This is a genomic window from Mycobacterium sp. TY815 (assembly GCF_030755135.1).
GTDB lineage: Bacteria > Actinomycetota > Actinomycetes > Mycobacteriales > Mycobacteriaceae > Mycobacterium.
Genome location: NZ_JAUFRX010000001.1, coordinates 2,339,873 through 2,353,206 on the forward strand (window position 1 = coordinate 2,339,873; position 13,334 = coordinate 2,353,206).

The following is a 13,334-nucleotide window of genomic DNA, read 5'->3' on the forward strand; positions in this document are numbered from 1 at the left end:
AGATCCTCGATGGCAGACAAAGTGCTGGGCGCCCTGGGTCATGCCCTGGCCCTGACGGGTTCGATGACGTGGGAGATCCTGTGGGCGCTGATCCTGGGTTTCGCCTTGTCTGCGGTCGTGCAGGCGGTGGTACGCCGCTCCACGATCGTGGGGCTGCTCGGTGATGACCGGCCACGGACCCTGGCGGTCGCGGCGGGACTCGGCGCCGCGTCGTCGTCGTGCTCGTACGCCGCCGTCGCCCTGGCCAGGTCGCTGTTCCGCAAGGGCGCCAATTTCACCGCCGCGATGGCGTTCGAGATCGGCTCGACCAATCTCGTGGTGGAGCTGGGCATCATCCTGGCGCTGCTGATGGGCTGGCAGTTCACCGCCGCTGAGTTCGTCGGCGGGCCGCTGATGATCATCATGCTGGCATTGCTGTTCCGGCTGTTCGTGCGTCAGCGGCTGATCGACGCCGCGCGCGAGCAGGCGGAAAAGGGAGTGGCCGGCTCGATGGAAGGCCATGCGGCGATGGACATGTCGATTCAGGGTGACGGATCGTTCTGGCGGCGGCTGTTCTCCGGTCCGGGGCTTACCTCGGTGTCGCACGTTTTCGTGATGGAGTGGCTGGCGATCCTGCGCGACCTGGTGATCGGTTTGTTCATCGCGGGTGCGATCGCGGCCTGGGTGCCCGAAAGCTTCTGGCAGGAATTCTTTTTGACCAACCACCCGACCTGGTCGGTGGTGTGGGGACCGATCGTCGGGCCGTTCGTGGCGATCGTGTCGTTCGTCTGCTCGATCGGCAACGTGCCGCTCGCCGCGGTGTTGTGGAACGGCGGCATCAGCTTCGGCGGGGTCATCGCGTTCATCTTCGCCGACCTGCTGATCCTGCCGATCCTCAATATCTACCGTAAGTACTACGGCACCAGGATGATGCTGACGCTGCTGGCGACCTTCTACGCCGCGATGGTGGCAGCCGGTTATCTGGTCGAATTGATCTTCGGCACAGCGGGTCTCATTCCCCGCGAGCGCAACGCCATGGTCATGTCGGCCGGTATCACGTGGAACTACACCACCTGGCTGAACATCCTTTTCCTGGTGATCGCCGGGGTGATGGTGGCGCGGTTCTTCACCTCGGGCGGGATGCCGATGCTGCGCATGATGGGCGGGTCGCCGGACGCCGAGCACGAGCACGGGGGGCACGGGGCGGGCTGCCACTGATTTTTGGCTGTTGCCTTGATTGGGTGCTGACCATGGGACAGTTCTCGACCCTGGTGGCTGATCGGCGGCATCAGGCCCTGGCACGTGAAAAAGCCTGCGCTATCAACCTGTTTCGCGATTGGCGGTGGAGCGTACTTGTCGGTGGTCCTTCGTAGAATCCGGGTATGTCATCGAGCACGCGTGAGGAGATCGTGGAGGTCTTCGACGCGTCCGACGAGGTGCAGGACCGGCTGTGCGCGTTGAGCTTTGACGCACTCACCACCCCCGAGCTGCTGCGGGCCCTCGAGCGCCTGGAACGCCGCGAGCGCCAATCCCGATCGGTGCGCCACACCCTGATCAACCAACTCAAAACCCAGGCCAGTGAGGACGAGCTCGGCGGAAAACTGCCCGCCGCACTGGCCGAGCGGCTACGGATCACCAAAGCCGAAGCCAACCGCTGGATCGCCGAAGCCGACGACCTCGGCCAGCGCCGCGCCCTGACCGGAGAAACCCTGCCACCACTGCTGACCGCCACCGCGGCGGCCCAGTGCGCCGGTCTGATCGGCGACGCCGCGGTCAAGGTGATCCGCAGCTTCATGTCACACCTACCCACCACCGTCGACGCCGGCACCCGCGAGGCCGAACAAGACCTCGCCGGCAAAGCCTGCGACTTCCGGCCCGACCAGGTCTCCGCCTACGCCCGCGAATTGATGGCACTGCTGCACCCCGACGGCGACTACACCGAGCAGGAACGCGCCCGCAAACGCGGCCTGGTCCTGGGCCCCCAGCAGTACGACGGCATGTCACGCATCAGCGGCCTGATCACCCCCGAACTCCGCGCGCTGATCGAAGCGCTGTGGGCCAAACTCGCCGCCCCCGGCGCCGGCAACCCCGACGACGACAAGCCCGTGTTCGATCCGGATGATGACGCGGTGCGTCGCGACACCCGCAGCCAACCGCAACGCCAGCACGACGCCATGATTACCGCCATCCGGGAACTGTTCGCCTCCGGCGAACTGGGCACCCACAACGGCCTGCCCGTCAGCATCATCGTCACCACCACCCTCAAAGACCTTGAAGCCGGGGCCGGGCGGGCCCGCACCGCCGGCGGCACCCGCATCCCCCTGACCACCCTGATCCGCTGGGCCGCCACCGCGCATCACTACCTGGCGGTCTTCGACCAGGCCAAGCCGTTAGCCCTGTACCACACCAAGCGATTGGCCAACCTCGCCCAGCGAATGATGTTGCTGGCCAAAGAAGGCGGCTGCACCCGCCCAGGCTGCGACACCCCCGGTTACCACTGCCAAGTGCATCACGTCTCCGGGTGGACCAACACCTACCTCACCGACATCCACGACCTCACCCTCGCGTGCGGACCCGATAACCGCCTCGCCGAAAAAGGCTGGACCACCCGCAAAAACGCCCACGGCCACACCGAATGGCTCCCACCCGCCCACCTGGATCACGGACAACCCCGCATCAACACATTCCACCATCCTGAAAAGCTATTCACGCCCGACGAAGAAGACGACCCATAGCTGCCGCAACGCCCGACCGCGGCGGTATCGTGGGCCTGCGGAAATTCACGGCGAAAGGGACCCAGGTGTCAACACCGAACGAGCCCGCCAACATCGGACGGTTGTTGCTGCGCTGCCACGACCGCCCGGGCATCATCGCCGCAGTGAGCACCTTCCTCACTCAGGCCGGTGCCAACATCATCTCGCTGGACCAGCATTCCACGGCACCCGAAGGCGGAACTTTCCTGCAGCGGGCGATCTTTCACCTGCCGGGTCTGACCGCGGCAATCGACGGACTGGGGCGCGAGTTCGGCGATTCTGTCGCCGAGAAGTTCGGCATCGACTACCGGTTCACCGAAGCCGCCAGACCCAAGCGGGTGGCCATCATGGCATCCAAGGATGACCACTGCCTGCTGGACCTGTTGTGGCGCAACCGACGTGGTGAGCTTCAGATGTCCATCGCCATGGTGATCGCCAACCACCCCGACCTGGCAGAGCAGGTACGTCCCTTCGGCGTCCCATTTGTTCACATCCCCGCCACCCGTGACACGCGCGCCGAGGCCGAACAGCGCCAGCTCCAATTACTCAGCGGCAACGTCGATTTAGTGGTCCTTGCCCGCTATATGCAGATTCTGACGCCGGAGTTCCTGGCTGCCGTCGGCTGCCCGCTGATCAACATCCACCACTCGTTCCTGCCCGCCTTCATCGGTGCGGCGCCCTACAAGCGGGCCCGGGAGCGCGGTGTCAAACTCGTCGGCGCCACGGCGCATTACGTCACCGAAGTCCTCGACGAGGGTCCGATCATCGAACAGGACGTGGTGCGAGTCAGCCACACCGACACCGTCGAAGATCTGGTGCGGGTCGGCGCCGATGTCGAGCGCGCCGTGCTGTCGCGGGCGGTGTTGTGGCACTGCCAGGACCGCGTCATCGTGCACGGCAACCAGACCATCGTCTTCTAGGCTGTTGCGACGTCCATCGCCGTGCTGCCGAACCGTGCACCGAGGGCGGCCCATGCATCGGCGTACTGCCCCGGCGATTTCCGATACGCCCCTTGACGTTTGATGAACCCGCGGGCCAACGGGACGACGACTCGTCGCGGGTAGCGCTTCCACCCGGTCTGCGCGCGCATCTCGGCCAGCATCTCCGGCCACGAATGGTGCTGGAATTGCAACGCCTGCTGCGCCGGCGCCACATCCATCCAGTCCGCGTTGGGATACCAGCCGTCGTCATTATTGGGGTCGCCGGGGCGGCCCTGTGGCATCAGACCAGGCATGCCCTGAGCGGCCGCCATCGCCGAGGCGATCTCGCCCTGCCGTAACAGGTGCGACTCGTCGCCGCCGATCAGAAAGATCTCACCGGCGACGTCGTTACCCGCGGCCGCCGCGAATGCCGCTGCCACATCGCGGGTATCGACGGAATGCACCCGGCCGTCCGAGGGCAGCGCACTGCTGAAGTACATGATGTCGCGCGTGACAGGCATCGCCCTCGGATCGATGCTCAGCACGCCGCCGAGCCGCAAGACCACCCAGTCCAGCCCGGAGGACCGCACACATTCTTCGGCTTCGAGTTTGTGTCCTCCGTAGAGCTCGCAGGGCCGAAGCGGCGTGTCGACGGTGATCAACTCGGGATGGCGATGGGGATTGCGCGAGCCGTAGATCGCAGTGCTGGACGCATGCAGAAACCGCGGCGGGTTCGGCTGATCCTGTGCGGCGCGCACCAACGAAGCGGTGGCACCGACGTTCAGCCTGCGGGCGAATCCGGCGTCGCGGTACACCAGCGGCGGGATCACCGCGGCAAGGTGGACGATCACGTCCGGCGTCGACTCCGCGACCAGCGAGCTCACCTGAGCGGAATCAATCAGGTCAACCCGCCGGGTCTCCACGCGCGGCGGCAACGTGTCATAGGTCTTGTGATGCGCCGTGGCGATCACCCGCCACCCGTCGGCCGCAAACCGTCTGACGGTCTCAGTCCCGACAAGACCGAAAGCACCGGTGATCATTACGGTTCCCGACATGGCAGTCCTCGATCCCGCCGAACAACGTTGTTCTGCGCAGGACCGTAACTCAAGCAGGAGCCACAGCGCTATACCTCGAGCAGTCCCGGGTTTCTTTGCAGTACAAGGCGAGCGCCCCGATCAACCGGTCGCGGATCGCGTACCGCTCGACCATGCCGCCGCTGCGACGAACCCGCCGACCACGGACCGGCACGTCGCGATGTCCTGCGGGTTACCCTCCGCACCAAGACTTTCAGAAGATTCCGCCAAGCACCCGGCCTCAGTCTTGCTGCAACGGCAATCCCGCCGCCTGATCAAAGCGAAGTGAGGCAACACATGAACACCACCCGTATCCGCGCGCTTGCCGGCATGTCGCTGCTGGCCTCGGCCATCGGCCTGGCGGCGCTCGGGACCGCGACGGCCGGCGCCGCTCCGAGCCACCAGCCCGAGTACGGCACCTACACCTGCTACGACTACGCCACGCAGACGTTCTACACCTGCTACGACCCCAGCTAGACGTCCCGGGATGCAAAGATCGGGTCGTGCAGGGTTACGACATCATCGGCGACATCCACGGCTGCGCTGCCGCTCTGGAGACGCTGCTGGCCGAACTCGGCTATCAGCACCGGAGCGGCACGCTCCGCCATCCCGAGCGGCAAGCGATCTTCGTCGGCGATCTGGTTGACCGCGGCAGTGAGCAACTGCAAGTCCTCGAGCTCGTCAAAGGCATGGTCGACGCCGGCAGCGCCCAAATCGTCATGGGCAACCACGAATTCAACGCGATCGGGTATGCGACCGAACATCCCGCCGGCAGCGGGCGCCATCTGCGCGAGCACAGCGACAAGAACAACCGGCAGCACCGGCAGTTCCTGGATCAGCTCACCGACGACCAACGGGCTCATTACGTGGCGTGGTTCGCGACCTTGCCACTGTGGCTCGACCTTGGCGATCTGCGGGTGGTGCACGCCTGCTGGCACGCAGAATCGATTAAAAGTCTTGAGCAACAACTCGGTTCGTCTGGTTTCACCGCTGCCGACCAGATCGTCGATGCCTCCACAAAAGGCCACCAGCTCTACGAAGCCGTCGAAGTGCTCCTGAAAGGACCCGAGATCAGCCTGACGGCCAGGAAACTCCCGCACTTCAAAGACAAGGACGGCCACCTGCGTGGGGCCGCCAGAATCCGCTGGTGGGACGGCAATGCCACCACGCTGCGCCAAATGGCCGAGATAGCAGAGACATTCACGGCCCCGGACGGCACCCCGTATCCCCCACTGCCCGACATTGAGGTCTCGCCGCGCGAGCGTTCCTACACCTACACCCAGACGGTGCCGGTGTTCTACGGCCACTACTGGCGCAACGGCGCCCCGCAACATACCCGCGACTGGACCGCACACTGCGCCTGCGTGGACTTCAGCGCGGCGAAAGGCGGCAAGCTGACCGCCTACCGCTGGTCCGGTGAGAGCACCATCCAGGCCGAGAACTATTGGCAGCTGGGCGGCTAACCGCTGCGCCGCGCCAGGTGCTCACGCAGGCGGCGGTTGACGGGCTCGGGCAACAGCTCGGTCACATCACCGCCGAGCATCGCGACTTCTTTGGCCAGCGATGACGACACGAACGAGTATCGCGGAGCGGTCGCGACGAAAAACGTGTCAACCCCGGCGACATGTTTGTTCATCTGCGCCATCTGCAGCTCGTATTCAAAGTCCGTGCCTGTCCTGAGACCTTTCACGATCGCGTTCATGCCCTGGGACCGGACGAAGTCGACCACCAGGCCCTGACCGGATTCCACCCGCAGATTAGGCAGGTGTGTCGTCGATTCCTCGATCATCGCGATCCGCTCATCGAGGTCGAACATGCCCTTCTTGGCCGGGTTGACCAGAATCGCGACCACCACCTCGTCGAACTGGGCCGCGGCGCGTTCGAAAACGTCGATGTGGCCCAACGTCACCGGGTCGAAGGACCCCGGACATACCGCGCCTGCCATAGGAGACGACGCTACACGGCGTCGTTGATCACTTCGGCCAGCTCCAGACGAGTGTCGCCGTAAACCCGCTCCGGCCACACCTCCCAGCCGTCGGGCCAGGTCAGCGGCGCACTTCCGACACCGCGCTCCACCACCGCCACGGTTCCGTCGCGCACCCAGCCGTGCGCGCCCAACGCACCCAGAATGACGTTCAGGTCCGCGGTTTCGGTGTCGTAGGGCGGGTCGGCGAGCACCAGGTCAACCGGCGTCGGCGCCCCCGCCGCCAGCACCGAGGCGACGGTGCCCCGGCGCACCACGGCGCCGGGCAGACCCACGGCGGCGATGTTGCGGTCCAGAACGGCCGCGGTGCGCTGGTCGGCCTCGACGAACAACGCGGACGCCGCCCCTCGCGATAGAGCCTCCAGCCCGAGAGCGCCCGATCCCGCATACAGATCGAGCACCGCCAGGCCGGCGAAGTCCAGCCGCACCGTCAGGATGTTGAACAGCGACTCGCGCACCCGGTCGGTAGTCGGCCTGGTCCCCCGCGGCGGCACCGTCAGCCTTCTGCCCCCGGCTGTCCCACCGATAATGCGCGTCAGCGCAGCACCACCAGCAGGTCCCCGCCTTCCACCTGGGCGGTACTCGACACGGCGACACGCTCCACGGTGCCGTCGCCGGGTGCGGTGATCGGAGCTTCCATCTTCATCGCCTCGATGGTGGCGATGGTCTGTCCCGCAGCCACCTCATCGCCGGCCGAGACGCTCACGGTGACGACTCCGGCGAACGGTGCCGCGACATGATTCGGGTTGCCGCGCTCGGCTTTCTCGGCGGTCGGTACGGCACTGGCGATGCTGCGGTCGCGCACCAGCACCGGCCGCAGTTGGCCGTTGATGATGCACATGACGGTACGCATGCCACGCTCGTCGGGTTCGGAGATCGCCTCCAGCCCGATCAACAGCTCCACGCCGCGCTCCAGCTTCACCCGGTGCTCTTCGCCCTGGCGCAGGCCGTAGAAGAACTGGTTGGCCGACAACTGCGAAGTATCGCCGTAGTTATCCCGGTGCTCCTCGAATTCCTTTGTCGGACCGGGGAACAGCAGCCGGTTCAAGGTGGCTTGGCGTTTCGGCCCCGGTGCCGACAGCGCATTCTCGTCGTCGGCGGACAGCGTCGGGGCAGGCTTGGCCGGCGCACGACCGGCCAGCGCCTTCGAGCGCAGCGGCTCCGGCCACCCGCCGGCGGGATCCCCGAGCTCGCCACGCAGGAAGCCCAGCACCGAATCCGGAATGTCGAAACGAGCCGGTTCCGAGGCGAATTCGTCGGCGGTGAGGCCCGAGCCCACCAGCGCCAGCGCCAGGTCGCCGACCACCTTCGACGACGGAGTCACCTTGATCAGCCGGCCCAGCACCCGGTCGGCTCCCGCGTATGCCTCTTCGATCTCCTCGAACCGGTCACCGAGCCCCAGCGCGATCGCCTGCTGGCGCAGGTTGGACAACTGGCCGCCCGGAATCTCGTGATGGTAGACCCGCCCCGTCGGGCCGGGAAGCCCGGACTCGAAGGGCGCGTACACCTTTCGCAACGCCTCCCAGTACGGCTCCAGCGCGCACACCGCCGACAGCGACAGGCCGGTGTCGTACTCGGTGTGCGCGGCGGCAGCCACGATCGAACTCAGCGACGGCTGGCTGGTGGTGCCCGCCATCGGCGCCGCCGCCCCGTCCACCGCGTCCGCCCCCGCCTGCCAGGCCGCCACGTAGCTGCCGAGCTGACCACCCGGGGTGTCGTGGGTGTGCACGTGTACGGGCAGGTCGAACCGGCTGCGCAACGCGCTGACCAGCGTGTGGGCGGCGGGCGCCCGTAACAGACCTGCCATGTCCTTAATGGCCAGCACGTGCGCGCCGGCCTCCACGATGCTCTCCGCCAGCCGCAGATAGTAGTCGAGGGTGTACAGCCGCTCCCCCGGGTCGGACAGGTCGCCGGTGTAACACATCGCGACTTCCGCTATCGCAGAACCGGTTTCGCGCACCGCGTCGATGGCCGGGCGCATCGAGTCGAGGTTATTGAGCGCGTCGAAGATCCGGAAGATGTCGATACCAGTGGCCGTCGCCTCCTCGATGAACGCCGACGTGACGATCTCCGGGTACGGCGTGTAACCCACGGTGTTCCGGCCCCGCAACAGCATCTGCAGGCAGATGTTGGGAATCGATTCGCGCAGAGCGGCCAGCCGCTCCCACGGGTCTTCCTTGAGAAAACGCAGCGCCACGTCGTAGGTCGCTCCGCCCCAGCACTCCACCGACAACAGCTGGGGTGTGGTCCGGGCGAGATGCGGTGCCACCATCAACAATCCGCTGGTGCGTACGCGGGTCGCCAGCAGCGACTGGTGCGCGTCGCGGAACGTCGTGTCGGTCACTCCGACTGCCGGCGACTCCCGCAGCCAGCGCGCAAAGCCTTCCGGACCCAGTTCGAGCAGCCGTTGCTTGGATCCCGCCGGGGGCGGGGTGTCCCGGTCGATTGCGGGCAACTTGTCCTGCGGGTAGACCTTCGACGGCCGCGTGCCGTGTGGCTTGTTGACGGTGACGTCGGCCAGGTAGTTCAGGATCTTGGTACCGCGGTCGGCCGAGGTGCGGGCCGTCAGCAGGTGCGGCCGGTCGTCGATGAACGACGTGGTGACGCGTCCGGCCTGGAAGTCCGGGTCGTCCAGAACCGCTTGCAAAAACGGGATATTCGTCGAGACCCCGCGGATCCGGAACTCGGCCATCGCGCGGCGCGCCCGGTTGACCGCGGTCTGGAAGTCCCTGCCCCGGCAGGTCAGTTTGACCAGCATGGAGTCGAAGTGCGCACTGATCTCGGCGCCCAGGTTCGTGCTGCCGTCCAGCCGGATGCCGGCGCCGCCCGGCGTCCGCAGCGCGCTGATTCGCCCGGTGTCGGGCCGGAAACCGTTGGCCGGATCCTCGGTGGTGATGCGGCACTGCAACGCGGCACCATGCGGCCGCACGGCGTCCTGCGTCAGACCCAGATCCTCGAGCGTCTCCCCCGAAGCGATGCGCAGCTGGCTGGAAACCAGGTCGACGTCGGTGATCTCCTCGGTGACGGTGTGCTCCACCTGAATTCGGGGGTTCATCTCGATGAAGACGTAGTCGCCGCTCTCATCCAGCAGGAACTCGACCGTTCCGGCACAGCTGTATCCGATGTGGCGGGCGAAAGCGACCGCGTCACCGCAGATCTTGTCGCGCAGTTCCGGCGACAGGTTCGGCGCCGGCGCCAGTTCGATGACCTTCTGGTGACGGCGCTGCACGCTGCAGTCGCGCTCGTAGAGGTGGATCACGTTGCCGTGCGTGTCGGCCAGGATCTGCACCTCGATGTGGCGCGGCCGCAGCACGGCTTGTTCCAGGTACACCGTCGGGTCGCCGAACGCCGACTCGGCTTCCCGGCTCGCCGCCTCGATCGCCTCGGGCAGCGCCGCGCTGTCGGTGACCCGCCGCATGCCGCGCCCCCCGCCACCGGCAACGGCCTTGACAAACAACGGGAATCGCATGGACTGCGACGCCGAAACCAGTTCGTCCACCGACGACGACGGCGCCGAGGACTCCAGCACCGGCAGTCCCACTTCCCGGGCGGCCGCGATCGCCCGCGACTTATTGCCGGTCAGCTCAAGCACTTCGGCGCCGGGACCCACGAAAGCGATGCCCGCCGCCGCACACGAGGCGGCCAGATCCGGGTTCTCCGAGAGGAATCCGTAACCGGGATAGACGGCGTCCGCCCCGCAGCGGAGGGCGGTCTCGACGATCTCGTCGACGGACAGATACGCCCGCACCGGGTGACCGACTTCGCCGATCTGGTACGACTCGTCAGCCTTCAACCGGTGCAGTGAGTTGCGGTCCTCGTAGGAATAGACCGCCACGGTACCCACACCGAGTTCGTAGGCCGCGCGGAACGCGCGGATCGCGATCTCGCCGCGATTGGCCACCAGCACTTTGGAGATCACCCTTGACCCCCTTTCAGATGAGCGTCGACCAATAGTTCCAGAAGCGAACCAGAATCAGGAGGAAAACGGCGGTGAACCAGAACGTGACGATCGACCACCGCCAGCCGAACAGCAACCGCCAGCCGGCACGGTCCTCGAGTGCCGGACGCAACAGGATGGACCCGACCACCACCAGCATCGTGACGGTGACGGCCCAGACCACCATGCAGTACGGGCACAGTGCCCCGATCCGGTAGAGGCTCTGGAAGATCAGCCAGTGCACGAACCCGGCGCCGATCAGCAGGCCGACCGCCATCCCGGCCCAATACCACCGTGGCAGCGGCACTTTGGCCACCGCCAGCACTCCGGTGACCACCGCCACGGTGAAGCCCGCGATGCCGACCAGCGGATTGGGGAAGCCCATCAGGGACGCCTGCGAGGTCACCATCACCGAGCCGCACGACATGATCGGGTTGATGTTGCAGGACGGCACGTAGGACGGGTTACGCAGTATCTCGATCTTCTCCACGGTCAGGGTGATCGAGGCGAGCAGGCCGATCACACCGCCGATCAGTACCCACCATGCGCTCAGTACGGGCACCCCCACGCCCGCCGGTTTCAGGTCGCCGGATTCCTCGGCGGCTACGTCGACGGACACGTCTTTACGTCTTCGACGCGGCCGAGGCCTCGTCCATGCCGGGGATGTTGCCGACGATGTCCCGGATCTTGGTGACCAGCGCTTCGGGAGTCGACGGGTCGTACTCCTCGCCGTTGATCCGGATGGTCGGGGTGGCGCGAATGTTGCTCGCGCTCGCCAGGCCGGTGACCTTGGAGATGTACTTGCCGCTGTTGATGCAGTCCGGCACCTGACCCGCGGCGCCGGCTTCGCGGGCGAGCTCGATCAGTCGCGCGTTGTCCGGGAACTTGGTGCCCGTCTCCGACGGCTGGATGTCCTTGCTGTAAAGCGCCGAATGGAACCGGCGGAACGCCTCGATGGACTCGTCGGCGACGCAGTAGGCCGCCGCGGCCGCCCGCGACGAGTAGTTCTGGGTGCGCGGGCTGTCCAGGATGGTCACCATCGAGTAGTCGGCGGCGATGGCGCCGATGTCGATCAGCTTGGAGACGGTGGGTCCGAAGCCCCGCTCGAAGTTGCCGCAGGCCGGACAGAGGAAGTCCTCGTAGAACGCGACGACGGCTTTCGGCTTCCCGTTATCGGCCACCAGCTTGCTCGACGTGACGCGGACCGCGCCTTCACCGCTGGCGGTGGTCTTCTTGTGGTTGGACGTGACGATGTAGAAGACCAGGACGACGGCGAAGATCACCACGATCGCCGTCCCGCCGATCTGGATGAGCCTGCCGAACTTGCCGTCTCCGGACTTCAGGTCGAGTCGGGCGGGGCGCTTGGGTTTGTCGGCCACGAGATCCTCACGTTTCGTTGACTTCACCCGCAGTCGGGCGCCTCTAGACTACCGACGCCACTGGTGCAACCGGTCAGTACCGGCTCAGGTGTGCCCGCAACGCCGAAATCAGCTCCGCCGTGCCGACGGCACTGCCGCCGCCCAGCGGAAACAGATTGGCGAACCCGTGCGTCAACGACCCCAGATAGCGCAGGTCCACCTCGGTGCCGGCGGCCCGCAGCGCGGCGGCGTAGTCCTGCCCCTCGTCGCGCAACGGGTCGAATCCGGCGACCGCGATCAGTGCCGGCGCCAGACCGGACAGCGACTCGGCCAGCGCCGGTGACACCTGCGGGTCCTTGGTGTCGATACCGGTGTTGCGGAGGTACTGCGCCGTGAACCAGTCGATGTCGCGCTTGGTCAACAGGAAGCCGCGGGCAAACAGACTCAGCGACCGGGTGCGCGCGTTGAAGTCGGTACGCGGGTAGATCAGCCACTGCAATACCGGGGCGGGCCCCCCGTTGTCGCGGGCCATCTGACTGACCACGGCCGCCAGGTTGCCGCCCGCGCTGTCTCCGCCGACGGCGACCCGCCCCGGGGTCGCACCGAGTTCTTCGGCATGTTCGCAGGCCCACTGGAAGGCGGCATAGGCATCCTCCACCGCCGCGGGCGCCGGATGTTCCGGAGCCAGCCGGTAGTCGATGGACAGCACGTGCGTGGCGGCGTCCCGGCAGGTCAACCGGCATAGCGCGTCGTGGGTATCCAGGTCGCCGATCACCCAGCCGCCGCCGTGATAGAAGACCAGCAGCGGTGCCGGCCCGTCGGTGGGCGGGCGGTAGTGACGCGCGCGGATCTCGCCCGCCTTGCCGGGCAACGAGAGTTCGGTCACCTCGACGTGGATCTGCGGGCCGGGCATCGACTCCATGTTCAATCGCATCATGGCCCGGGAGGCGGCGGCATCGTCGTCGGTGATCAGGCCGTCCATACCGGCGGCCCGCAGGCCCGTCAGCATCAGCTGCAGCGTGGGGTCGAGCGTGTTGCCGTCGATGATCACCGAACGGCCCCGCGTCAAAAGCCGTTTGGCGGCCGACGGAATCCACGGAATGACTTTCACGCCAGCGGTGGTGACGGTGTTCTGGACGCGCGTCATCCACCCGGTCGGTGCACGCGTTGCTCCGAGATGGAGGTCCTGCGTGCCAGGCAGGCTTTTGGTCATGGACCGCTCCCTACAAGAACTTTCGTGACACTTGACGACTCACCGATTTCGGCGCACCCCGCGACCAACTGTACGTCGTGGCCATATTGGCGATTTCGGACACTCACAGCGGGTTGA

General features: G+C 66.4%; 12 protein-coding genes. 5 read left to right on the forward strand and 7 right to left on the reverse strand.

The genetic code is table 11. The features are described from left to right. Nucleotides 1-9 precede the first annotated feature (9 nt). The 3 genes from QXK92_RS09670 to purU all read left to right on the forward strand — a co-directional run bounded on the left by QXK92_RS09670 (nucleotide 10) and on the right by purU (nucleotide 3,652). The gene (locus tag QXK92_RS09670) at nucleotides 10-1,197 is read left to right on the forward strand and encodes a permease (protein WP_306241435.1); all 1,188 of its coding nucleotides are present in this window, start codon (nucleotides 10-12) and stop codon (nucleotides 1,195-1,197) included. Between the two features lie 164 nt (nucleotides 1,198-1,361). Further along, nucleotides 1,362-2,714 (forward strand): HNH endonuclease signature motif containing protein, encoded by a 1,353-nt coding sequence (locus QXK92_RS09675; RefSeq protein WP_306241436.1) that lies wholly within the window; start codon nucleotides 1,362-1,364, stop codon nucleotides 2,712-2,714. Between the two features lie 65 nt (nucleotides 2,715-2,779). Then, complete coding sequence (gene purU, locus QXK92_RS09680) at nucleotides 2,780-3,652, forward strand: formyltetrahydrofolate deformylase (protein WP_306241437.1); 873 nt, start codon at nucleotides 2,780-2,782, stop codon at nucleotides 3,650-3,652. On the opposite strand, the gene QXK92_RS09685 is transcribed toward purU, so the two are convergent. Beyond that, nucleotides 3,649-4,707 (reverse strand): NAD(P)-dependent oxidoreductase, encoded by a 1,059-nt coding sequence (locus QXK92_RS09685; RefSeq protein ID WP_306241438.1) that lies wholly within the window; start codon nucleotides 4,705-4,707, stop codon nucleotides 3,649-3,651. The two genes, purU and QXK92_RS09685, sit on opposite strands and share 4 nt — an antisense overlap. A gap of 315 nt (nucleotides 4,708-5,022) precedes the next feature. Between QXK92_RS09685 and QXK92_RS09690 the strand changes: the two genes are divergently transcribed. Further along, nucleotides 5,023-5,202 (forward strand): hypothetical protein, encoded by a 180-nt coding sequence (locus tag QXK92_RS09690; RefSeq protein WP_306241439.1) that lies wholly within the window; start codon nucleotides 5,023-5,025, stop codon nucleotides 5,200-5,202. A gap of 26 nt (nucleotides 5,203-5,228) precedes the next feature. Then, a complete protein-coding gene (locus QXK92_RS09695; protein ID WP_306241440.1) occupies nucleotides 5,229-6,188 on the forward strand; it encodes a metallophosphoesterase in 960 nt (319 codons plus the stop codon). On the opposite strand, the gene coaD is transcribed toward QXK92_RS09695, so the two are convergent. The 6 genes from coaD to QXK92_RS09725 all read right to left on the reverse strand — a co-directional run bounded on the left by coaD (nucleotide 6,185) and on the right by QXK92_RS09725 (nucleotide 13,217). Further along, entirely contained in the window at nucleotides 6,185-6,670 is a 486-nt protein-coding gene (gene coaD, locus QXK92_RS09700) for a pantetheine-phosphate adenylyltransferase (protein WP_306241441.1), read from the reverse strand. The two genes, QXK92_RS09695 and coaD, sit on opposite strands and share 4 nt — an antisense overlap. 11 nt (nucleotides 6,671-6,681) lie before the next feature. After that, complete coding sequence (gene rsmD, locus QXK92_RS09705; RefSeq protein ID WP_306244309.1) at nucleotides 6,682-7,248, reverse strand: 16S rRNA (guanine(966)-N(2))-methyltransferase RsmD; 567 nt, start codon at nucleotides 7,246-7,248, stop codon at nucleotides 6,682-6,684. Further along, nucleotides 7,245-10,628 (reverse strand): pyruvate carboxylase, encoded by a 3,384-nt coding sequence (locus QXK92_RS09710; RefSeq protein WP_306241443.1) that lies wholly within the window; start codon nucleotides 10,626-10,628, stop codon nucleotides 7,245-7,247. The genes rsmD and QXK92_RS09710 overlap by 4 nt, the downstream gene beginning before the upstream one ends. Nucleotides 10,629-10,641: 13 nt before the next feature. Continuing rightward, complete coding sequence (locus tag QXK92_RS09715) at nucleotides 10,642-11,265, reverse strand: vitamin K epoxide reductase family protein (protein WP_306241444.1); 624 nt, start codon at nucleotides 11,263-11,265, stop codon at nucleotides 10,642-10,644. A gap of 4 nt (nucleotides 11,266-11,269) precedes the next feature. Beyond that, entirely contained in the window at nucleotides 11,270-12,025 is a 756-nt protein-coding gene (locus QXK92_RS09720; protein WP_306241445.1) for a DsbA family protein, read from the reverse strand. 73 nt (nucleotides 12,026-12,098) lie between these two features. Continuing rightward, on the reverse strand, nucleotides 12,099-13,217 hold the full coding sequence (locus tag QXK92_RS09725; RefSeq protein WP_306241446.1) for an alpha/beta hydrolase: 1,119 nt from the start codon (nucleotides 13,215-13,217) through the stop codon (nucleotides 12,099-12,101). Nucleotides 13,218-13,334 lie beyond the last annotated feature (117 nt).